Origin of the sequence: Streptomyces sp. NPDC055243, from assembly GCF_044544025.1 — a bacterium.
In the GTDB taxonomy this organism is placed as follows: Bacteria; Actinomycetota; Actinomycetes; order Streptomycetales; family Streptomycetaceae; genus Streptomyces.
This window is the reverse complement of record NZ_JBITWR010000006.1, coordinates 22341-43161: the sequence shown is the minus strand read 5'-3', so window position 1 is coordinate 43161 and position 20821 is coordinate 22341. Positions and strand designations below refer to the sequence as shown.

Annotated in this window: 19 protein-coding genes and 1 tRNA gene; 8 read left to right on the top strand and 12 right to left on the bottom strand. The window is 71.6% G+C overall.

Annotated features, from left to right (window positions below):
• The first annotated feature begins 28 nt into the window (after nucleotides 1-28).
• The gene (locus ACIGXX_RS18810; RefSeq protein WP_361474642.1) at nucleotides 29-1585 is read left to right on the top strand and encodes a tetratricopeptide repeat protein; all 1557 of its coding nucleotides are present in this window, start codon (nucleotides 29-31) and stop codon (nucleotides 1583-1585) included.
• Nucleotides 1586-1688: 103 nt separating this feature from the next.
• Here the strand turns inward: ACIGXX_RS18810 and ACIGXX_RS18805 are convergent, their stop codons facing one another.
• From ACIGXX_RS18805 to hppD, 4 genes are read right to left on the bottom strand one after another with little or no spacing between them, the layout of a single operon-like run.
• Entirely contained in the window at nucleotides 1689-2276 is a 588-nt protein-coding gene (locus tag ACIGXX_RS18805) for a nitrile hydratase subunit alpha (RefSeq protein WP_351171116.1), read from the bottom strand.
• On the bottom strand, nucleotides 2276-2554 hold the full coding sequence (locus tag ACIGXX_RS18800) for an SH3-like domain-containing protein (protein ID WP_383822360.1): 279 nt from the start codon (nucleotides 2552-2554) through the stop codon (nucleotides 2276-2278). The genes ACIGXX_RS18805 and ACIGXX_RS18800 overlap by 1 nt, the downstream gene beginning before the upstream one ends.
• Complete coding sequence (locus ACIGXX_RS18795) at nucleotides 2547-2840, bottom strand: hypothetical protein (RefSeq protein WP_351171111.1); 294 nt, start codon at nucleotides 2838-2840, stop codon at nucleotides 2547-2549. The genes ACIGXX_RS18800 and ACIGXX_RS18795 overlap by 8 nt, the downstream gene beginning before the upstream one ends.
• A gap of 34 nt (nucleotides 2841-2874) precedes the next feature.
• On the bottom strand, nucleotides 2875-4044 hold the full coding sequence (gene hppD, locus ACIGXX_RS18790) for a 4-hydroxyphenylpyruvate dioxygenase (RefSeq protein WP_351171108.1): 1170 nt from the start codon (nucleotides 4042-4044) through the stop codon (nucleotides 2875-2877).
• A 133-nt stretch (nucleotides 4045-4177) separates the two neighbouring features.
• On the opposite strand from hppD, the gene ACIGXX_RS18785 reads away from it, so the two are divergent.
• From ACIGXX_RS18785 to ACIGXX_RS18760, 6 genes are all read left to right on the top strand, one after another.
• Nucleotides 4178-4648 carry an Lrp/AsnC family transcriptional regulator gene (locus tag ACIGXX_RS18785; RefSeq protein ID WP_160505290.1) on the top strand — a complete coding sequence of 157 codons (471 nt, stop codon included), beginning with the start codon at nucleotides 4178-4180 and terminating at the stop codon, nucleotides 4646-4648.
• A gap of 129 nt (nucleotides 4649-4777) precedes the next feature.
• Nucleotides 4778-5425, top strand: coding sequence for an ABC transporter permease (locus ACIGXX_RS18780; RefSeq protein WP_351171145.1), 648 nt, complete (start codon nucleotides 4778-4780; stop codon nucleotides 5423-5425).
• Nucleotides 5418-6710, top strand: coding sequence for a betaine/proline/choline family ABC transporter ATP-binding protein (locus tag ACIGXX_RS18775; RefSeq protein ID WP_383822356.1), 1293 nt, complete (start codon nucleotides 5418-5420; stop codon nucleotides 6708-6710). The genes ACIGXX_RS18780 and ACIGXX_RS18775 overlap by 8 nt, the downstream gene beginning before the upstream one ends.
• A gap of 5 nt (nucleotides 6711-6715) precedes the next feature.
• Nucleotides 6716-7615, top strand: coding sequence for an ABC transporter permease (locus ACIGXX_RS18770; RefSeq protein WP_383822680.1), 900 nt, complete (start codon nucleotides 6716-6718; stop codon nucleotides 7613-7615).
• Entirely contained in the window at nucleotides 7612-8583 is a 972-nt protein-coding gene (locus tag ACIGXX_RS18765; protein WP_399976975.1) for a glycine betaine ABC transporter substrate-binding protein, read from the top strand. The genes ACIGXX_RS18770 and ACIGXX_RS18765 overlap by 4 nt, the downstream gene beginning before the upstream one ends.
• A 72-nt stretch (nucleotides 8584-8655) precedes the next feature.
• Nucleotides 8656-9273 (top strand): winged helix-turn-helix domain-containing protein, encoded by a 618-nt coding sequence (locus ACIGXX_RS18760; RefSeq protein ID WP_351171102.1) that lies wholly within the window; start codon nucleotides 8656-8658, stop codon nucleotides 9271-9273.
• 148 nt (nucleotides 9274-9421) lie between these two features.
• On the opposite strand, the gene ACIGXX_RS18755 is transcribed toward ACIGXX_RS18760, so the two are convergent.
• The 4 genes from ACIGXX_RS18755 to ACIGXX_RS18740 all read right to left on the bottom strand — a co-directional run bounded on the left by ACIGXX_RS18755 (nucleotide 9422) and on the right by ACIGXX_RS18740 (nucleotide 14810).
• Nucleotides 9422-10228 (bottom strand): S16 family serine protease, encoded by an 807-nt coding sequence (locus tag ACIGXX_RS18755; protein ID WP_351171099.1) that lies wholly within the window; start codon nucleotides 10226-10228, stop codon nucleotides 9422-9424.
• Between the two features lie 144 nt (nucleotides 10229-10372).
• On the bottom strand, nucleotides 10373-11014 hold the full coding sequence (locus tag ACIGXX_RS18750; protein WP_190080202.1) for an IclR family transcriptional regulator: 642 nt from the start codon (nucleotides 11012-11014) through the stop codon (nucleotides 10373-10375).
• A gap of 418 nt (nucleotides 11015-11432) precedes the next feature.
• Nucleotides 11433-13229: a DEAD/DEAH box helicase gene (locus ACIGXX_RS18745; protein ID WP_351171096.1), complete on the bottom strand. Its 1797-nt coding sequence runs from the start codon at nucleotides 13227-13229 to the stop codon at nucleotides 11433-11435.
• A gap of 123 nt (nucleotides 13230-13352) precedes the next feature.
• The gene (locus tag ACIGXX_RS18740; RefSeq protein ID WP_361469435.1) at nucleotides 13353-14810 is read right to left on the bottom strand and encodes an MFS transporter; all 1458 of its coding nucleotides are present in this window, start codon (nucleotides 14808-14810) and stop codon (nucleotides 13353-13355) included.
• Nucleotides 14811-14994: 184 nt separating this feature from the next.
• Between ACIGXX_RS18740 and ACIGXX_RS18735 the strand changes: the two genes are divergently transcribed.
• A tRNA-Cys gene (locus ACIGXX_RS18735) sits at nucleotides 14995-15066 on the top strand.
• A 181-nt stretch (nucleotides 15067-15247) separates the two neighbouring features.
• Here ACIGXX_RS18735 and ACIGXX_RS18730 read toward each other — a convergent pair.
• From ACIGXX_RS18730 to ACIGXX_RS18715, 4 genes are read right to left on the bottom strand one after another with little or no spacing between them, the layout of a single operon-like run.
• Nucleotides 15248-15787, bottom strand: coding sequence for an AAA family ATPase (locus tag ACIGXX_RS18730; RefSeq protein WP_351171090.1), 540 nt, complete (start codon nucleotides 15785-15787; stop codon nucleotides 15248-15250).
• Entirely contained in the window at nucleotides 15784-18096 is a 2313-nt protein-coding gene (locus ACIGXX_RS18725; RefSeq protein ID WP_351171087.1) for a molybdopterin cofactor-binding domain-containing protein, read from the bottom strand. Before ACIGXX_RS18725 ends, ACIGXX_RS18730 begins: the two co-directional genes overlap by 4 nt.
• Nucleotides 18093-19754: a (2Fe-2S)-binding protein gene (locus ACIGXX_RS18720; protein ID WP_399976966.1), complete on the bottom strand. Its 1662-nt coding sequence runs from the start codon at nucleotides 19752-19754 to the stop codon at nucleotides 18093-18095. The genes ACIGXX_RS18725 and ACIGXX_RS18720 overlap by 4 nt, the downstream gene beginning before the upstream one ends.
• Nucleotides 19751-20653, bottom strand: coding sequence for an FAD binding domain-containing protein (locus tag ACIGXX_RS18715; protein WP_351171081.1), 903 nt, complete (start codon nucleotides 20651-20653; stop codon nucleotides 19751-19753). The genes ACIGXX_RS18720 and ACIGXX_RS18715 overlap by 4 nt, the downstream gene beginning before the upstream one ends.
• Between the last annotated feature and the right edge of the window lie 168 nt (nucleotides 20654-20821).

Below are 20821 nucleotides of genomic sequence, written 5' to 3'. Positions count from 1 at the left end.
CTCTTCGTATTGACGCACAGTGAGCGCCATGGAGATCGAGACCGGGTCCGAGTCCGTGACCCAGAAGGAACGGCGTCCGCCGCCCGCGCCCGCCGTCTGGAGCGAGTCGCCGCGGCGCCCGCGCCGCTCGCCGGTGGTGCGGCGGGTGCTGATCGCCTCGGTCGCCGGGTGTGTGGTGCTCGGCGGGGTCCTGGTGCTGCGGCCCGGCTCGGGCGGGAAGGCGGCGCCGCCCGCGCTCGGTCCCGCCGGGCGGGCGATGGCGGCGGCGGGGGCCGGGGCTCCCGCGGCGCTGCCGGACCTCACGGTGCTGATCGGGGAGCGGGAGGCGCATGTGCGCAGGCATCCCGGGGACGACGAGTCGTGGGCGGTGCTCGGGGCCGCCTACGTCGAGCGTGGGCTCCGGACCGCGGACTCCGCGTACTACCCCAGGGCGGAGGAGGCGCTGCGTACGTCCCTGAAGACGCGGCCGGAGAGGAACGTGCAGGCCCTGACGGGCATGGCGGTCCTCGCGAACGCGCGGCACGACTACCGCGGGGCGAAGAAGTGGGCCGAGAGCGCGGTCAAGCTGTCTCCGAAGCGGTGGTCGACGTATCCGGCGCTCATCGACGCGTACAGCGGTCTGGGTGACGCGAAGGGGGTGGGCAGGGCCCTGGAGACGCTCCAGGAGCTGAACTCGGGCACCTCCGTGATGGCTCGCTCCGGGCAGGTCTACCGGGACCGGGGCTGGCGCGAGGACGCGGCGTCGAAGCTGATGGACGCGGCGGCGCTGGCGGAGGGGCCCGCGGAGAAGGCTGCGTGCCTGTACCGGGTGGGTGAGCTGTCATGGGAGCGGGGCGAGCCGACGGAGTCGCTGCGCTACTACGACGCGGCGCTGCTCTCGGACCCCGACCACCACCCTTCCCTGGCCGGGAAGGGCCGCGCGCTGGCGGCCCTGGGCCGCACCTCGGAGGCTCTCCTCTTCTACCGGAACGCGCTGGTCAGACAGCCCGCACCGGAGTACGCCCTGGCGCTGGGCGAGTTGTACGAGTCGCTGCGGCTGGCCCCGGCCGCCCGCGCGCAGTACGACGTGCTGCGGGCCCGGGTGAAGCAGGAGAGGGTCAACGGCGTCAACGACGAGCGGATTCTGGGCCTCTTCGAGGCGGATCACGGGGACGCGGAGGCGGCGGTGGAGCGCCTGCGGAAGGAGTTCGAGCGGCACGGCAGTCCGGAGGTGGCGGATGCGCTGGGCTGGGCGCTGCACCGGGCCGGTGAGAGCGAGGAGGCCCTGAAGTACGCGAAGCGGGCGACGGAGAAGGGCCCGCGGAGTGCGGCCTTCGCCTACCACCGGGGCGAGATCGAGCGGGAGCTCGGCAGGTACGGCGCGGCGCGGCGCCACATCGGCGAGGCGCTGCGGATCAACCCCTACTTCTCGCCCCTGCTGGCCCCGGACGCCCGGGAGGCCCTGGAGGCCCTGGGCGACCCCCCGGAGGGCGGCCCGGCCCAGATGTACGCCCCGGCCCCGGCAGGACCCCCGGCCGACCCCGGCACGCAGCCCACCCCCACACCAAAGCCAACCCCCAGCGAGCCTCCCTCGACCCAAAGCTGACCCACCCCGTGCACGTCCGTGCCGCGGGGTGATCGGGTGGGTGGGCGGGGAGCATCCGCCGCGCAGCGGCGGGACAGGGGCCGTCCGCAGTCCGCACCCGCGGTTACAGCGGGGCCGTGCCGATCAGGGCGTTGCGGGTGATCAGGTCGGTGAGGGAATGCTCTGGGAGGGAGGCCGTGGTCGGGGGGCGGAGCGGCAGGACCATGTAGCGGGTCTCCGCGGTGGAGTCCCAGACCGTGATCGAGGTTTCCGGAGGCACCTCGAAGCCGAACTCCGCCAGCACCGCCCTCGGTTCACGCACCACCCGCGAGCGGTACGCCTCGCTCTTGTACCAGCTGGGGGACGGGCCGAGCAGCCGTACCGGATAGCAGGAGCAGAGCGTGCAGACGACCACGTTGTGGGTGTCGGCGGTGTTCTCCACCACCCTCAGGCGCTGCGGCTGGACGCCGCCCGCGGCGAGGCCCAGCTCCGCCACCGCCGACGTACCGTCCGCCAGGAGCCGCTCCTTGAACGCCGGGTCCGTCCACGCCCGCGCCACCACCCGCGCCCCGTTCAGCGGGGACGAGCCGGCGAGGAACGCGTCCAAGGCCTCGTCCAGGACTGCGCCCACGACCACCCCGCGCTCCTCCAACAGGGTTTCCAGGCGCCGCACTTGACGGGAGATCAGTGCATCTGCGTGCGTACCGGACATCAGTCGCCCTCCGCTTCCAAGTAGCTCTCCCACAGGTCGAGCACCACCCCGTGGTCCCCCTCGCCCCACAGCTCCCGCGCGGCGAACCGCACCGCGTACACCTGCTCCACCGGCGCGTCCCCCCGCCCCTGCGAGCGGACGTCCGCCAGCGGGTGGTGGCCCTCCGGCTCGACCACCACGCCCCGCTTGCCCCGGGCGTACCGCGGCAGGCGGGTGTGGTGCACCGGATCGTGGTGCACGGTCGTCACGCGGGCGCCCGGCGCGAAACGGTCAGGCATCCGGCTCACCGTCCAGCTCCCCCGCCGCCACCACGCCCTTGCGGTCGAGCAGCAGCCGGATCGCGTAGAACCACCGCTCGTAGTACGACGCCGCCAGGTACTCCCCCGGCGGCATCGTCTCCACGGCGTCCCTGAACTCGTCCAGGTTGTAGACGCCTTCGCGCACCAGCGCACTGTTGAGCGCGAACACCCGCGCCTCCCAGTCCGCGTGGAAGGGCTCCGTGTCGTCGGTGGTGTCGATGGGCCCGAAGCCCGTCATCCCGCCGACGTCGTTGATCCTGGCCATCCCCGCACTCTAGCCAGCAACCCTCCGGGCTGCCCTAGAGATTGCCGCGCTTCTCCTGCTCCCGCTCGATCGCCTCGAACAGGGCCTTGAAGTTGCCCTTTCCGAAGCCCATCGAGCCGTGCCGCTCGATCATCTCGAAGAAGACCGTCGGGCGGTCCTGGACCGGCTTGGTGAAGATCTGCAGGAGGTAGCCGTCCTCGTCGCGGTCGACCAGGATCTTCAGCTCGCGCAGGGTGTCGACGGGCACGCGCGTCTCGCCCGCCCACTCGCCGAGGGTGTCGTAGTACGAGTCGGGGGTGTCGAGGAACTGGACGCCCGCCGCGCGCATCGTGCGCACGGTCTCCACGATGTCGTTCGTGGCGAGCGCGATGTGCTGGACGCCCGCGCCGCCGTAGAACTCGAGGTACTCGTCGATCTGGGACTTCTTCTTGGCGATGGCCGGCTCGTTGATGGGGAACTTCACCTTCAGCGTTCCGTCGGCCACCACCTTCGACATCAGCGCGCTGTACTCCGTCGCGATGTCGTCGCCCACGAACTCCTTCATGTTCGTGAAGCCCATGACCTTGTTGTAGAAGGCGACCCACTCGTTCATCTTGCCGAGCTCGACGTTGCCGACACAGTGGTCGATCGCCTGGAAGGTCCGCTTGGCGGGCGGCTCGACGATCGGCGACGCGGCGGTGTAGCCGGGCAGGTAGGGGCCGTCGTAGCCGCTGCGGTCGACGAGCGTGTGGCGGGTCTTGCCGTACGTCGCGATGGCGGCGAGGACGACCGTGCCGTTCTCGTCCTTGACCTCGTACGGCTCGGTGAGGCCGCGGGCGCCGTGCTCGACGGCGTACGCGTACGCGGCGCGCGCGTCCGGCACCTCGATGGCGAGGTCGACGACACCGTCGCCGTGCTCGGCGACGTGGCCCTCGATGAAGTGGCCCCAGTCGGTCGACGCCTTGATGACGGAGGTGAGGACGAAGCGGGCCCCGCCGTTGGTGAGGACGTACGAGGCGGTCTCGCGAGTGCCCGTCTCCGGGCCCGCGTACGCCACGAGTTTCATGCCGAAGGCCGTGGAGTAGTAGTGCGCCGCCTGCTTGGCGTTGCCCACGGCGAAGACGACCGCGTCCATTCCCTTGACCGGGAAGGGATCGGCCTCGCGCGCGGTGTGGGGGGTGCCAGAGATGGCCGACGTGGGCTGAGTGTTCGCGGTAGCTGCCATGTCCGCAGGCTCCCGCCGTATCGCAAGGTGCGCAATAGTTTGCGTATTCAGTGGGCAATCTGCCCAGTGGTAGTCGCGGATCAGCGGGCTATCTGTACATGATGACCACCCCCGGAGCGGAGAAGAGCACACCATGACGATCGATCATCTGGACGGCAGGCTCATCGTGCTGCTCGCCCGCGAGCCCCGCATCGGCGTCCTGGAGGCGTCCCGCCGTCTCGGCGTGGCGCGCGGGACCGTGCAGGCCCGGATGGACCGCCTTCAGTCGAACGGAGTCATCCGCGGCTTCGGCCCGGAGGTCGACCCGGCCGCCCTGGGCTACCCCGTCACCGCCTTCGCCACGCTGGAGATCAAACAGGGCCAGGGCGCCGACGTACGGGCCCATTTGGCGACCGTCGCCGAGGTGCTCGAACTGCACACCATCACCGGCCACGGCGACATGCTCTGCCGCCTGGTGGCCCGTTCGAACGCGGATCTCCAACGTGTGATCGACCGTGTGGTGGGTTTTGATGGCATCGTCCGGGCCTCCACGGCGATCGTCATGGAGAACCCTGTTCCGCTGCGGATCATCCCGCTGGTCGAACAGGCGTCAGAGGACACCTGATGCGGGTAGGTAAGGAATCAGACGGACGAACAGACACACCGCAGCACGGCCCCACGACGTACGCAGCACGCGGGCGCCGGGAGACTCCCGGCGCCGTCTGAACCGCGCCTGGACGAGGTGAGCAGTTCAGTGAACTTCTGGGACTACCTCGGCAACCGCCACCAGCAGTTGCTGACGGACGCGTACCAGCACGCCAGCGCAGTCTTCCAGTGCATGGTCGTGGCGACCGTCATCGGAGTACTGATCGGCGTCGTCACGTACCGCAGCGAATGGGCGGGCAATCTGGCCACGACCGCGACCTCCACCATCCTGACCATCCCCTCGCTCGCCATGATCGGTCTGCTGATCCCCGTCGTCGGCCTCGGGGTCGCGCCGACGGTCATCGCGCTGACCCTCTACGGCCTGCTCCCCATCGTGCGCAACGCCATCGTCGGCCTGCGCGGCGTCGATCCCTCGCTGGTCGACGCGGCGAAGGGCATCGGGATGTCGCGCGCCGCCCGGCTGGTGAAGGTGGAACTGCCGATCGCCTGGCCGCCGATCCTGACCGGCATCCGCGTCTCCACGCAGATGCTGATGGGCATCGCGGCCATCGCCGCGTACGCGTCGGGCCCCGGCCTCGGCAACGAGATCTTCCGCGGCATCGGCTCGCTCGGCAGCAAGAACGCGCTCAACCAGGTGCTCGCGGGCACGCTCGGGATCATCATCCTGGCGCTGCTCTTCGACGCCGCGTACGTACTGATCGGCCGCCTGACCATTTCGAGGGGTATCCGTGTCTGAGACCACCGCGACCAACACAGACGACGGCGCGACAGCCGAGGGCGCGGCGGCCCCGAACGCCACCACGGGCGCGACGATCGAGCTGGAGAACCTCACCAAGCGGTACGCGGGCAGCGGCGACCCCGCGGTGGACAGCGTCAGCATGGAGATCAAGGCGGGCGAGATCGTCATCCTCGTCGGGCCATCGGGCTGCGGTAAGTCGACCACGCTGAAGATGATCAACCGGCTCATCGAGCCGACCAGCGGCCGCATCCGCATCGGCGGCGAGGACGTCACCGACATGGACCCGGTGAAGCTGCGCCGCAAGATCGGGTACGCGATCCAGTCGTCCGGGCTCTTCCCGCACATGACGGTCGCGCAGAACATCGCCCTGGTGCCGAAGATGATCGGCTGGGGGAGGTCGAAGATCAAGTCCCGGGTGGAGGAGATGCTCGACCTGGTCGGGCTCGACCCGGCCGAGTTCCACGACCGCTATCCGCGACAGCTCTCCGGCGGCCAGCAGCAACGCGTCGGCGTGGCACGGGCGTTGGCGGCCGACCCGCCCGTGCTGCTGATGGACGAGCCGTTCGGCGCGGTCGACCCGATCACCCGCGACCACCTCCAGGACGAGCTGATCCGGCTCCAGCACGAGCTGCACAAGACGATCGTCTTCGTCACGCACGACTTCGACGAGGCCATCAAGCTCGGCGACCGCATCGCGGTCCTGCGGGAGCGCTCGCACATCGCGCAGTTCGACACCCCGGAGGCCATCCTCACCAACCCCGCCGACGACTTCGTCTCCGGTTTCGTGGGCGCGGGCGCGGCTCTCAAGCGGCTCAACCTCACCCGCGTACGGGATGTGGAGATCGCCGACTTCGCGACGGTGACCGTCGACGACCCGCTCCAGGACATCTTCGACAAACTGCGGGACAGCGGCACGAACGAACTGCTGCTCCTCGACAAGCGCCGCCGCCCCTACAAGTGGCTGCGGCGCGGCGACCTGATGCGCGCCGAGGGTTCGCTGGCCCGCGCGGGCACCCTCGTGCACGACACGGTCACCCGCGACGCCACGCTGCGCGACGCGCTCGAAGCGGTCCTCACGGACAACGCGGGGCGGGTCGCGGTCACCGGGCGGCGCGGCGAGTTCACCGGCGTCGTGGACATGCAGACGCTGATGAACTCCGTGCACGAGATGCTGGAGGCCGACCGGCTCGACGCCGTGGAGCACCAGCACGAACTCCAGGAACAGCGGGCCCTGTTGACCCACCACGAGCAGGAGGGCGACGGAGGGGCGGCGAAGGCGTGAGCGGCATCCCCGGGAGCAACCCCCGGATCCCCGAGCACAAACCGGCGCCCCCCGACGGGCCCGACCCCCGGCCCGAGGGCGAGCACGAGGTCAAGGGCCACCTCTTCCGCGACACGGGCGAGGCCGAGCAGGAGCCACCGCCCTCGGCGGTGGACGCGGGCCGGGTGCGGCGGATCGGCTGGCAGAAACTCGTCATCCTGCCCGCGTTCCTCGCGCTCGTCCTGCTGCTCACCTGGTGGTGGTTCCAGCAGGCCGACCTGGACCCGATCTCCGAGAACGCCCTGGCGGACGGCAATGTGTGGCTCAGGCTCCGCCAGCACATCGAACTGACGGTGATCTCCACCTTCTTCGTGCTGATCATCGCGATCCCGCTGGGCATCCTGCTGACCCGCAAGAAGCTCCGCAAGGGCGCTCCCCCCGCGATGGCCCTGGCCAACATCGGCCAGGCGACCCCGGCGATCGGCCTCCTGGCCCTCCTGGTGATCTGGATCGGCATCGGCGAGAAGGCGGCCCTGATCGGCATCATCATCTACGCCGTCCTGCCGGTCCTCTCCAACACGATCGCGGGGCTGAACGCCAACGACCCGACCCTGCTCGAAGCCGCGCGCGGCATCGGCATGTCGTCGTGGGGCGTGCTCGGCAAGGTCGAACTCCCGCTGGCCGTACCGCTGATCCTCGCGGGCGTGCGCACCGCGCTCGTCCTGAACGTCGGCACGGCGACGCTCGCCACCTTCGGCGGTGGCGGCGGGCTCGGCGACCTCATCACCACCGGGATCACCAACCAGCGGATGCCGGTGCTCATGCTCGGCTCGATCCTGACGATCGCACTCGCGCTGCTCGTGGACTGGCTGGCGTCGCTGGCCGAACTGGTCCTTCGTCCACGCGGGTTGGAGGCCGGCTCATGAGGATCACGTTGCGTACGGCGGCCGTCGGCGTGGTGGGCGGTGCCCTGCTCGTGGGCTGCGGCCTCACCAGCGGCAGCCCGATGGTGGACGACGTCAAGCCGGGCACGATCGGCAAGGGGCTCCCCCTGAAGGGCGCCGACCTGACCGTCACGTCCAAGGAATTCACCGAGCAGCTGATCCTCGGTGCGATCATGGGCATCGCCTTCGAGGCGGCCGGCGCGGACGTCCTCGACCGGACGGGCATCCAGGGCTCGATCGGCGCCCGCGAGGCCGTCAAGGGCGGCGACGCGGACGCCATGTACGAGTACACGGGCACCGCCTGGATCACGTACCTCGGCAACTCCGAGCCCATCGACGACCCCCAGAAGCAGTGGGAGGCGGTGCGCAAGGCGGACGCGAAGAACGGCGTCACGTGGCTGCCGCCCGCCGAGCTCAACAACACCTACGCGCTGGCGATCAACCAGAAGAACGAGGCCAAGTACAAGCCGAAGACCCTCTCGGACGTGGCGGCCCTGTCGAAGAAGGACCCGGGCGCGGTCACGCTGTGCGTGGAGAGCGAGTTCTCCTCTCGCGAGGACGGTCTGCCGGGCATGCAGAAGGAGTACGGGATGAAGATCCCCAACTCCAGCATCACCAAGATGGACACCGGGATCATCTACACCCAGGTCTCCAAGGGGTCGTGCGTGTTCGGCGAGGTCTTCACCACCGACGGCCGCATCAAGGCGATGAAGCTGTCGGTCATGGAGGACGACAAGCACTTCTTCCCCAACTACAACGTCTCCCCCGAGATCAACAGCAAGGCGCTGAAGGAGCACCCGGAGATCGCGGAGGTCCTGGACCCCATCACGAAGAAGCTGGACAACACGGTGGCCCAGGACCTGAACTCCAAGGTGGACGTGGAGGGCCAGGACCCGCACGAGGTGGCCCTGGACTGGCTGGTCCAGGAGGGCTTCGTGAAGGAGGGCTAGGTACGGCTCCTCGGGCACTCGGCAAGTTACAAAGACTCCGTTGCAAAGAATGGGTTGCAACGGAGTCTTTGCATGTCTACGCTCACACACATGACGGACGGCACGACAGACCCCGAGAGCCGCAAGATCCACACCCTCACCCCGCGCTCCCTGCGGGGCCTGGCCCACCCCCTGCGCATCCAACTGCTCACCTCCCTGCGGAAGGAGGGCCCGGCCACCGCCTCCCAACTGGCGGACCGGCTCGGCGAGTCCAGCGGCGCGACCAGTTACCACCTGCGCCAGCTCGCCGCGCACGGCTTCGTCGAGGACGCGCCCGAGCGGGGCAAGGGACGCGAGCGCTGGTGGCGGTCGACGCACCAGGGCACGCGCCTCGACGAGTCGCTCATGGCCGACCCGGACCCGGCCCTGCGCGGCGCGATCGCCGTCTATCTCCACGAGGTGGCGGCCTTCCACGCATCGGAGGTCTCCACCTGGATCGGCACGCAGCACGACTGGTCCAAGGAGTGGACGGAGAGCTCCGACCTCAGCGACTACACCCTGCGCCTGACGCCCGCGCTCACCGCCGAACTGGTCGGCAAGATCAGTGAACTCATCGAGAGCTACCGCCCGTTGGCGGTGGACCCGGGCACCCCGGACTCCGCCAGGGTGCGCCTGCACACCCACGCCTTCCCGACGCACTCCACCGAGTGAGAGGTCTCCGCCATGCACTCCGACGTACACCTGCTGCTGCACCACGCCCGCGCCGCCGAGCTGAGGCGAGCGGCCCCCTTACGGCAACGCCGACCCCGGCTGCGTGCTCAACTGGGCTGGACCATGGTCGAGTTCGGCCTGCGCCTGGTCAGCAGCTCGGAACCTTCCCGCCCTTGTCGAGCGCCCGCAGCGACTCGACCGTTCCCTTCAGTGTCGTGACCGGAATCAGCCGCAGGCCCTTCGGCAGCTCCGCCTGAGCGTCCGAGCACTCGGCCTTCGGGACCAAAAAGACGCTCGCGCCGTCCCGCTTCGCGGCCTGCGTCTTCATCGAGACGCCGCCGACCGGGCCGACCTTGCCGTCGTCGGAGATCGTGCCGGTGCCCGCGATCTTCCGGCCGCCGGTCAGATCACCGCCGCTGCCGTTGCCGTCGATCAGGTCGATGACGCCGAGCGAGAGGAAGAGGCCCGCGCTGGGGCCTCCGACCTTGCCGAGGTCGACCTTGACCTTCACCTTGTCGGTGCCGTCCACGCCGTTCGCGTCGAGGTAGGAGAGCGCGGCCCGCGCGGCCGTGTCCTGCGACTTCTTCATGTCGCCGAGGTTGTGCTTCTCGACTTCCTTCACGTTGTCGCCCGTGGGGTACACCGAGTCCTTGGGCATCACGGAACGGTCCGTACGGAACCAGCCGTCCAGCACGTCGCCCAGGCTCACGTCCATGTCGGGCCCCGTGGCCACGATCGTCGTCATCCGCAGCTGCCCGCTCGTCTCACGGGTGGGCGCACCGGTGATCGTGATGACCCGCTTGCCCTCGCTCTCGCCGAGTACGTTCGCCGTCGACCCCGGCTGGGCCACGGCGAACGGCAACGGCGCGAGGCCCGCGACGGCGAGCAGGGCAGCCACGGGGGCGGCACAGACGGCGAGGGCCTTGGGGCGCGTGAGACGTGAGAGGGAGAACACGGGGATCAATCTAACGTGCGAGGGAACAGACAAGCCCGTCGTGGGGACCCCCCTGCTCCTTGAGAGCTTGGGGGAGATCGAGGACGAACTCGGCGAAGCCGGTGATCGGCGGCGCCCAGGAGGGCCCCGCTCGCCCGCGCGGCCTCAGCGCAGTGCGTCGGCGACCTCGCGGGCCGCGTCCACCACCCGCGGCCCCACCCGCTCCGGCACGGAGTCCGACAGCATGACCACGCCCACGCTGCCCTCGATCCCGGTCACGCCGACCAGCGGCGCGGCGGCCCCGCTCGCGCCGGCCTCCAGCTCGCCGTGCGTCAGCGCGTAGCCGGGGTCGGTGGCGAGCCCCTGCCGGGCGGCGAGGATCGCGCGGCCCGCGGCGCCCCGGTCGAGCGGGTGCCGGAAGCCGGTGCGGTACGCCACGTGGTAGTCCGTCCAGGTCGGCTCCACGACGGCGACGGCGAGGGCCTCGGTGCCGTCGACCAGCGTCAGATGCGCCGTCGCCCCTATGTCCTCGGCGAGGGAGCGAAGAGCGGGCAGCGCGGCCTCGCGCACCAGCGGGTGCACCTGGCGGCCGAGGCGGAGCACGCCGAGGCCCACCCTGGCCCGGCCGCCCAGGTCGCGGCGGACCAGGGCGTGCTGCTCAAGAGTGGCGAGCAGGCGGTACACCACGGTGCGGTTCACACCGAGCTTGTTCGACAGCTCGGTGACGGTGAGCCCGTGATCGGTGTCGGCCAACAGCTTGAGGACACGCAGTCCTCGGTCGAGCGTCTGGGAAGTCTCCGCGGTCACGACGCCCACTCCTTAGGTGAGGGTCGACGGCCCCTTTACGCGGCGGTTGCGTCGCCGGTCCCGTGGGCGACGCGCGTCAGAGGCCGCCGGTCGGAACTCCGGCTGCGCTCCGCGGCGGCGCTGCCACGGGGCGTGTACGTTGCGGGGACATTAGCGAGGCCGTCCCGCTCAGCGGAAGACTCCGTCCAGAATCCGGGCACGAGAGCGGTTGTTAGGGGCGCAATGCCCCATACGCGGGGCACGCCGACGGGACTGCGCACGACTCCCGCACAGGGAATCCGCACTTGGAACGCACCGCTCCTCCCCCGCAGCGCGAAGCGCCGCCGGAAAGGGACCGTCGGGAGGGAGCGCCGGTAGGGACCGCCGGTAGGGACTGCCGGGGTGACCGCCGGGTGGAACCCGCCGGAAGGGACCCGCCCTACTTCATGCGGGTGGCCCACTCGCCGACCTTCGCGATCCGCTGCCGCAGTTGCCCGCCGGTGGCCTCCGCGCTGGGCGGCCCGCCGCAGGTGCGCCGCAGCTCGGTGTGGATCACGCCGTGCGGCTTCCCGCTCTGATGGGAGTACGCGCCGACCATCGTGTTGAGCTGCTTGCGCAGTTCGAGCATCTCCTTGTGGGAGACCACCGGCCGCCGCTCGGCGGGCAGTTCGAGGAGGTCGGCCTCCTCGTCGGGCCGCTTCTTGCTGTGCGCGATCTGCCGGGCCTGCCGCTTCTGGAGCAGCATCTGCACCTGGTCGGGTTCCAGGAGCCCGGGGATGCCGAGATAGTCCTGCTCCTCCTCGCTCCCCGGGTGGGCCTGCATGCCGAACTCGGCGCCGTCGAAGAGGACGCGGTCGAAGACGGCGTCGGACTCCAGCGCCTCGAAGGAGAACTGCTCCTGCTCGCCGGTGTCCTCGTCCTCCTCCTTGTTCGCCTCGTCCATCTCCTTCTCGGACTCGGCGTAGGGGTCCTCTTCGCCTTCCTTCTTCGGCTTGTCGAGGACGTGGTCGCGCTCGACCTCCATCTCGTTGGCGTGGCCGAGGAGGTCGGGGACGGTGGGCAGGAAGACCGACGCGGTCTCGCCGCGCCGCCGGGAACGCACGAAACGGCCCACGGCCTGCGCGAAGAAGAGCGGCGTCGAGATCGTGGTGGCGTACACACCCACCGCGAGGCGCGGCACGTCGACGCCCTCGGACACCATCCGGACCGCGACCATCCACCGGTCGTTGCTCGCGGTGAAGTCGTCGATCCGCTTGGACGCGCCGGTGTCGTCGGAGAGGACGACGGTGGCCTTCTCCCCGGTGAGCTCGCGGATCAGCTTGGCGTACGAGCGGGCGGAGTCCTGGTCCGAGGCGATCACGAGCCCGCCCGCATCCGGGATGGCCTTCCTGACCTCGGTGAGGCGCTTGTCGGCGGCCTTCAGGACGTTCGGCATCCACTCGCCGCGTGCGTCGAGCGCGGTGCGCCAGGCCTGCGAGATGGCGTCCTTGGTCATCGGCTCGCCGAGCCGCGCGGCGATCTCGTCGCCGGCCTTGGTGCGCCACCGCATGTTGCCGGAGTAGGAGAGGAAGATGACGGGACGGACGACGCCGTCGCCCAGCGCGCTCCCGTATCCGTACGTGTAGTCGGCGGCGGACCGCCGGATGCCGTCGTTCCCTTCCTCGTACGCGACGAAGGGGATCGGGTTGGTGTCGGACCGGAAGGGCGTACCGGTGAGCGCGAGCCGCCGGGTGGCGGGCTCGAAGGCCTCCAGGCATGCCTCGCCCCACGACTTCGAGTCACCGGCGTGGTGGATCTCGTCGAGGATCACCAGGGTCTTGCGCTGCTCCACGCGGTTGCGGTGCAGCATGGGCCGCACGCCGACACCGGCGTACGTGATGGCGATGCCCTGGTACTCCTTGCTGAGCGGCCCCGCGCTGTACTCCGGGTCCAGCTTGATCCCTATCTTGGCCGCTGCCTCCGCCCACTGCTTCTTCAGGTGCTCGGTCGGCGCGACCACCGTCACCTGCTGCACGACATGGTGGTGCAGCAGCCAGGAGGCCAGCGTCAGCGCGAACGTCGTCTTGCCTGCGCCAGGTGTCGCGACGGCCAGGAAGTCACGCGGCTGCTCCTGGAGGTACCGCTCCATCGCCCCCTGCTGCCAGGCACGCAGCTTGTTGGCGGTGCCCCAGGGGGCGCGGCCGGGGAAGGCGGGAGAGAGGTGGTGGGATGCGGAGTTGGCGGCGGTGGTAGTCACGGTCTCCGGTATTTGACGGCTCGGGTACGTACGACAACCGGGCCACCCTACCGGTGCGGGTTGACGCGCCGCGGAGAACGGCACGGGGCGTGAGACGGGTGCGACCGGTCTCACACCATCCCCTCACTCCGTACGTTCCTTCAGCCGCGTCCCCACCCACGCCCCCACCAGGGCGACAGCCGCCATCGGCAGGAACACGGCGACGAAGGCCCCCGGATGCGAGCCGCTCGCCCCGCCCGCGCCGTGCGTCGCGCCGACCATGCCGCCGCCGAGTGCGGCGAAGGCGGCGCCGCCGACGGCCAGGAGCAGGGCGTTGGAGAGGCCGTCGGATATCTGCAGGGCGGCGGAGTTCGCGCCCGCGTCCTTCGGGGGCGAGAGGCGCAGGAGCAGCACGCTCGTGGATGCGATGACCATGCCCATGCCGAAGCAGCCGAAGGCCCAGGCGACGGCGACGGTCCACACCGGCACGGCCTCGATCAGGACGGTGGGCGCCGCCGCGATGGAGGCGGCGACGAGCACCATGCCGACCAGCATCAGCTTGCCGCGGTGGGGCTCCATGCGGGGCCGCGACTGTACGTAGGAACCGAGCGCCCAGGTCGCACCGCCCACGGCGAGCGAGAGCCCCGCCATGGTCGGGCTGAGTCCCCGCTGGGTGACCAGCATCAGCGGCACGAACGACTCGGCGGCGATGAAGGACCCGGCGGCGATCCCCCGCAGCAGCACGACGGAGGGCAGCCCCCGGACGGCCCGGTAGGTCCCGCGCGGCAGCAGCCCCAGAACCGCGGGCACGAGGACGGCGGCGCCGACGGCCGCCGGGAGGAGCGAGAGCCACCGCAGATCCTGACCGGCGTACTGGAGCAGCCCGGCCCCCAGCGAGATCCCGAGCGCGAGCCGGACGCGCCGCCGGTCGAAGGCCTCGACGGGCGCGGAGGGGTCCACGGGCCCGGAAGCGGTGCGCCGGATCGCGGGCAGCGCGATGGCGAGCGGCGCCACGACCAGAACCGGTATCCCGACGAAGACCCAGCGCCACCCCAGGTGCTCGGTGACGGTCCCGGAGACCAGCGGCCCCACCACGGACGGCACGACCCAGCTGGCCGCGAACGCCGCGAGGATGGACGGGCGCAGGTGCTCCGGGTAGGCGCGGCTGACGACGACGTACAGCGCGACGATGACGAGACCGCCGCCGAGCCCCTGCACGGCACGGCCCAGGATGAACATCCACATGGCCCCGGCGGTCCCGGAGAGCAGCAGCCCCGCCGCGAAGGCGGCGATCCCGGTGGCCAGCGGCCCGAGCGGCCCGCGCCGGTCGGCCCACTGCCCGGAGAGCACCATGCCGAAGAGGCTGGTGGTGAAGTACGCGGAGAAGGCGAAGGCGTAGAGGGACACCCCGTCCAGCTCACGGGCGGCCACCGGCATCGCGGTCCCGACGGCGGTCGCCTCGAAGGCGATGAGCAGGACCACGGAGACGATGCCGAGGCTGAGCGCGCGATAGGGGGCGCGCAGGATTCCGCCCTTGAGCTCGGACGGCGGGGCTATCGGGGCGGCTGCGACTTCGGCGTCGCGAGGTTCCAGGGCGCTCATGCTGGCCAGCGTAAGGGGCGTGGCAGGCGGTGACCCCTGTCCTGAGGCGGCTCGCCCCTGGTCCCTTGGTCGTACGACCTCTCGCCGCGTTCATGAACGCGGTGTGGCAGTCCCGTTGCGGGGGCGGCGGATTCCTTGATCGGGCGGTGGCGGGCGCCTACGTTCAAGGAGTCGAGTTCAACTCGGCCGTGTGCCCGAGTGGCTTAGGGGCTGGCCTGCAAAGCCAGTAACGCGGGTTCGATTCCCGCCACGGCCTCACAGCGATCGAGGACGGTCCCCTGCGGGGCGGCCCGCCGGAAGCCGTCGGGCGTGGCGCCACACCCACGCGGGAACCAGCGCCTGAAGGGCGCCTGGTCGGCGAAGCCGGCTTCCCCTGCGACGTCGGCGGGCCCGGCACCCGCCGCGAGCAGTGGCCGCGTGCGCGGGAGCCGGCCGGCCTAGACCCGCGCCTCCTCCAACCGCTCCAGAATCGCGTCCACGGTCTCCTCGACCGTCAGGTCCGAGCTGTCCAGCCACAGGCCGATCCGGGGTGTGGTCTCCCGCAGGCCCGTGTCCAGGTCCTCGACCGTCCACGCGCCGTAGCCGGTCTTGCCGCGTCCGGCCTCCCGTGCGGCCACGGACTTTGGGCTCGGGGCCAGGACGACCACGTGCACCGGCCGCGTCCGCAGCAGGTCCACGTACGTCTTCAACTCCTCGCCCAGGATGACGTCCTGGACCACCGCGACGAAGCCCGCGGCCGCGTACGCGTCGGCGGTGGACGCCGACAGGCCGTACCGCAGGCGGAGTTGGGCCGCCGCCTCGTCCGAGGCACCCGGCTCGTACTCCTGGCCGCCCGACACGATCATCCGGCGGAAGACGTCACCGCGCACGTGCGCCGCGCGCGGCAGGCGTTCGGCCAGGGCCTGCGCCACCGTGGACTTGCCCGAGGCCATGATCCCGGTGATGACGACGACCCCGCCGAGCGGCGCGGCCGTCATGTCGCCACCGCCGCCTGGGGGCGGATCGGCAGCCTGTTCACCGGCCGTCCGGTCGCCGCGCGCACCGCCGACGCCACCGCCGCCGGAGTCGTCACGACCGGCACCGCGCTCGCCGCCTTCGCGCCGAAGGGCGCCACCACGTCCCGCTCCTCCACCAGCTTCACGATGCGGATGTCGGGGGTGTCCAGGGCGGTCGGGAGCGCGTAGCCCGTGAGGTCGGGGTGGCGGACCAAGCCGCGCGGCGTGCGGAGGTTCTCCGTGAGGGCCGCGCCGACGCCCTGCGTGACGCCCGCCTCGATACGCACCTTGAGCTGGGTCGGGTTCAGGATGCGGCCCACGTCCTGGGCGACCGCGAGCTCCACCACCCGTACCGAACCGATCTCGATGTCCACGTCCACGACCGCGCGGATCGCGCAGAACGCCATGCCCACGAAGGCATCACCCTGGCCCGCCTCGTCGAGGGGCTCCGTCGGGTGCGGGCGGCACTGGGCCGTGGCCCAGAGCTCCTTGCCGTCCATCGCCTCCGTGACGGTCGTGCTCAACACCCCGTCGTACGAGGTGATCTTGCCGTCGGTGATCTGGAGCAGCTCGGTGGACATCCCGAACTTGTGGGCCAGCGGCTGGAGAAGCTGCGTGCGCACCATCTTCGCCGCGCGCTCCACCGCGCCGCCCGACACCCAGGTGTGGCGGCCGTGGCAGCTCGGTCCCGCCGGGGGCTGGTCCGTGTCGACGGGGGCCACGCGCACGTCGTCGATGCCGAGCGTCTCCTGGACGATCTGGCGGGCGAGCGTGGAGAAGCCCTGGCCGGTCTCCACCGCCGCGCAGATGACCGTCGCGATGCCGTCGTGGACCTTCACCGTGGCGGTGGAGACCTCGTCCGTGCCTTCCGCGCCCAGGAGTTGGACCATGCCGAGGCCGTAGCCGACGCCTCGGCGCACCGCGGCCGGTTCGCCCGCGCCCTCGGGTCCTCCGGGCAGCAGCCACTCGTCCTCGGGGGTGTCCTTGGGCAGCTCGGGCAGCGGGAAGTCCCGTACGGCGCCGAGGAGTTCGGCCACCGGGGCCGGGCACGTCACCGTCTGTCCGGTGGGCAGGATGTCGCCCGTGGCCATCGCGTTGCGCAGCCGCAGCTCCGCCGGGTCGATGCCCAACTTCTTTGCGATCTTGTCCATTTGGGCTTCGTAGGCCGCGCACACCTGCATGGCGCCCTCGCCCCGGACGTGTCCGGATGGCGGGTTGTTCGTGCGGACCGCCCAGCCCTCGATGAAGGCGTTCGGGACGACGTAGGGACCGCAGGCGAAGGAGACGGCCGCGGCGAGCGCGTCCGACGAGGTGTCCGCGTAGGCGCCCGCGTCGAGCAGGACCTGCGCCTCCACCTTCACCAACTTGCCCTCGGCGTCCGCGTGATGGCGGTAGCGCAGCAGCGTCGGATGGCGGTGCGCGTGGCCCAGGAAGGACTCCTCGCGGGTCGCGGTGAGCTTCACCGGGCAGCCGGTGGTCAGCGCGAGCAGGCCGAGCGGGAGGTGGAAGCTGGCGTCCTCGCGGTCGGCGGTCGCGCCGGGGACTCCGGTGACGACGACCTTCACGATGCCCGGGTCGATGCCGTAGCAGGCCGCGGCCATGTCACGGTCGGTGTGCGGGTCGGTGGAGGCGATGTACAGCTCCACGCCCCCGTCGGGACGCGGCACCGCGAGCCCCGCCTCCGCGCCGATCGGCGCCGGGTCCTGGCGGCCGATGCGGTAGAGCCCCTCGACGACGAGCTCGCCCGCCGCCTCCGGGTCGCCGTGCCGCAGCGGGATGTGCCGGATCAAGTTGCCGTCGGGGTGCAGGGGTTCGGCCGCGAACGCCTTCTCCGGGTCGGTGACCGGCTCCAGCAGCTCGTACTCGACGAAGATGGCCGCGGCGGCCATCCGTGCCGTGTCGGGGTGGTCGGCGGCCACGGCCGCGATGGCCTCGCCGTGGTGGCGTACGACGTCGGACGCGAAGACCGGGCGGTCCGCGGTCTTGCGGCCGTGCAGCGCGTCGCCGGGCACGTCCTCGTGCGTGACGACGGACCGCACGCCCGGCATCTCGCGCGCCTGGGAGGTGTCGATGGAGACGATGCGCGCGTGCGCGTGCGGCGAGCGCAGGACGGCCGCCCAGAGCAGCCCCTCCGCCCAGAGGTCGGACGCGTAGGGGAACGTGCCCTCCGTCTTGGCGCGGGCCTCGGCGGACGGCAACGAGGCACCGATGCCGTGCGGCAGGGGCTCCGGGCCCGGCTGCGGCTCCACTGCGGTCGCGGTGTTCGCCGTCGCCGCGGCTTCGTTGCTCACGCCTGGCCTCCGTCCTGGCCGTAGGGTCCTTCGTACGATCCGTCCCGCGCCGCCGGGTTGACCCCTCCGGCGCCGGGTCCCGCCTGGTGCGGAATGCGCGGCTCGCCCGGGTGGTCGCCCTGCGCCGACGGCTCGGCGGCGGCCGCGGACGCCTCGCGCTCGGCGACCACTTCCTGCACGGCGTCGAGCACACCGCGGTAGCCGGAGCAGCGGCACAGGTTGCCGCACAGGGCGCGCCGGGTCTCCAGGTCGGACGGGGCGGGGTTGCCCTCGAGAAGGTCGTGCAGGGTCATCGCCATGCCCGGTACGCAGAAGCCGCACTGGACGGCTCCGCAGGCGGCGAGCGCCCGCTGCACGTCGGAGGGTCTGCCGTCGACGGCGAGGCCCTCGACGGTGCGCACCTCGCTTCCGGCGGCCGTGGCGGCGGGCACCAGGCAGGAGGCGACGAGCCGGCCGTCCACCTGGACGTTGCAGGCACCGCACTCGCCCTGCGAGCAGCCGTCCTTGGCGCCCGCGAGGCCGAGGCGCTCGCGCAGGACGTAGAGCAGGGACTCGCCGATCCAGGCGTCGGTGACGGGGCGGTCGGCTCCATTGACGCGCAGGACGTAGGAGCAGAGGGGGTGTTCGTCGGAGGGGGCGGCGGCGGTGACCGCCTCCTCGGGGTCGGTCTCGCCGTCGGCGTCCGTTTCGGCCTCTGCTTCGGCCTCTGCTTCGGCCTCTGCTTCGGCGTCGGCCTCGGCTTCGACTTCCGCTTCGGTCTCGACTGCGGCCTCGGCCTCGACCTCGACCTCGGCTTCGGGCTCGGGCTCGGGCGTCGGCTCCGCTAGCGCCTCAGGTACCTCGGGCGCCTCAGGTACCTCGGGCGCCATGGGCTCCTCGGGCACCACATGCATCTCAGGAGCGACCGGGGGCTCAGGGACGAAGGGCTCCGGGGGCACCACTGGCTCGTGGTGCTGCGGCTCGACATGCTGCTGCGGGTGCGAATGCGGGTGCAGGTGCGGCTCTACGTGCGGATACGGCTCGGCATGCGGCTGCTGCGCCTGCTCCGACCACGGCGCACCCGCGCCCGCGCCACCGGTCGCCCAGGGTGCCGCCGCGCCGCCCGGCAGCGTCGCGGGCGGCGTACCGCCCCACTGCGCGGCGAGCGAGGACGCGGTGAACTCACCCGATTCGTCCGGAAGATCACCATTGGCGACCGGAATCGACCACTGCCCCGTGACATCCGCCGGGGCAGGGGCGGCGGGTGCGTGCCCCTCCGCCTCGTGGAAGCTCCACTGCCCGGTGGCCCGGGGGTCGTACGCGTGCTCCTGGACGTCGTGACCGGCCGACTGATGCGACGGCTGAGCGGCCGGCTCGGGCAATCCGCCCGCGGCGGGCCACTGCACGTTCTGGACGCCGGTGCCCATGCCGGTCACCTCGGGCGGCATGGCCCAGACGCCCGTGGCCGCCGGGTCCGTCGCGTCGGCGGTCGTCGGGGTGACCGTTATCTGCGGCGGCACGTAACCGTGGCCGGGCGCGGCGAGCGGCGAGTGGTCGAAGGAGTCCAGGGCGCCTTCCGGCAGCTGCACGAAGGCCGTGGCGTCCGAGTCGTACTCGCCCTGTGGATGCGGCTGCCAGCCGCCGTTGGCGGCGTTCCCATCGTGTCGGTCGTCACTCACGACAGTGCCCTCCCCAGTGCTCGTCGGGCCAGCGCGGCGACGGTGCGCCGCAGGTGCAGTACGGCGGGCGGCAGCGGCTGCGGGGAGCCGTCCTCCGCCGGAGGGTGGTCGGGGATGCACGCGGCGGCCACGTACTCACCGAAGGCGGTGAGCGCCTCCGGGACGATCGTCCGCTCGCCGTCCCAGTCGATCAGCGACGCGACCCACTCCTCGGCCTCCAGGGGCCGCAGCGGCATCGGGGCGACGGCGCCGACCGCGCAGCGCACGCCGCGCCGCGCGGGGTCGAGGACGAGCGCGACGGACGCGGTGGCGCGGCCGGGGCCGGTGCGTCCCGTCGCCTTCAGGAAGACCTGCGGGGCGTGCAGGAGCGGCAGCCGTACGAAGCCGATGAGCTCGCCGGGGCGGAGCATGTCCATCCCCGCGAGCAGGTGCGAGACGGGGACCTCGCGGCGCGCGCCGCCGGGGCCCGCGATGATGAGGACGGCTTCCAGGGCGGCGAGGACGGGCAGGGTGTCGCCGGTCGGGCCCGCCGTGGCGATGTTGCCGCCCAGGGTGCCCGCGTTACGGATCTGCGGGGGGCCCGCGGCGCGCGCGGCCGCGGCGAGCGCGGGGAACAGGGCGGCGAAGTCGGGCCGCCCGACGCGTGCGTGGGTGAGGCCGGCGCCGAGCAGCGCGTGGCCGTCCTGGTACTGCCAGCCGCGGATCTCGCTGATGCGGCCGAGGCCGACGAGCGCGGAGGGGCGCAGGAGGCCCGCGTTGACGGCGGCCATGAGGTCGGTGCCGCCGGCTACGGGCACGGCGGCGGGCATCGCGGCGAGTGCCTCGACGGCCTCGTCCAACGTCCCAGGCAGCGTCGCCGTCTGCGCGGTCTGCGCCGCCTGCGGTGCGTGCGTGGTCAAAACCGGCTGCCCCTTCCCGATGCCCGGCGGCTTTCTCGCCGTTCTCACCGTTACGCCTGTTCCGCCGTACGGTACGTGCTCACAGCCCGGACGTGGCAACTCTGGCACATCTTCCCCGGCCCCCGGCGCGGGGGTCCGCTAGGAGCCATTCGTCCGCAGACCTGGAGG

What these genes read in the sequence shown, in the direction of transcription:
- ACIGXX_RS18810 (WP_361474642.1), top strand. Translation starts at nt 29, where the DNA reads ATGGAGATCGAGACCGGGTCCGAGTCCGTGACCCAGAAGGAACGGCGT.
- ACIGXX_RS18795 (WP_351171111.1), bottom strand. Translation starts at nt 2,840, where the DNA reads ATGGCCAGGATCAACGACGTCGGCGGGATGACGGGCTTCGGGCCCATC.
- ACIGXX_RS18740 (WP_361469435.1), bottom strand. Translation starts at nt 14,810, where the DNA reads ATGAGCGCCCTGGAACCTCGCGACGCCGAAGTCGCAGCCGCCCCGATA.
- hppD (WP_351171108.1), bottom strand. Translation starts at nt 4,044, where the DNA reads ATGGCAGCTACCGCGAACACTCAGCCCACGTCGGCCATCTCTGGCACC.
- ACIGXX_RS18805 (WP_351171116.1), bottom strand. Translation starts at nt 2,276, where the DNA reads ATGTCCGGTACGCACGCAGATGCACTGATCTCCCGTCAAGTGCGGCGC.
- ACIGXX_RS18765 (WP_399976975.1), top strand. Translation starts at nt 7,612, where the DNA reads ATGAGGATCACGTTGCGTACGGCGGCCGTCGGCGTGGTGGGCGGTGCC.
- ACIGXX_RS18760 (WP_351171102.1), top strand. Translation starts at nt 8,656, where the DNA reads ATGTCTACGCTCACACACATGACGGACGGCACGACAGACCCCGAGAGC.
- ACIGXX_RS18785 (WP_160505290.1), top strand. Translation starts at nt 4,178, where the DNA reads ATGACGATCGATCATCTGGACGGCAGGCTCATCGTGCTGCTCGCCCGC.
- ACIGXX_RS18800 (WP_383822360.1), bottom strand. Translation starts at nt 2,554, where the DNA reads ATGCCTGACCGTTTCGCGCCGGGCGCCCGCGTGACGACCGTGCACCAC.
- ACIGXX_RS18730 (WP_351171090.1), bottom strand. Translation starts at nt 15,787, where the DNA reads ATGACGGCCGCGCCGCTCGGCGGGGTCGTCGTCATCACCGGGATCATG.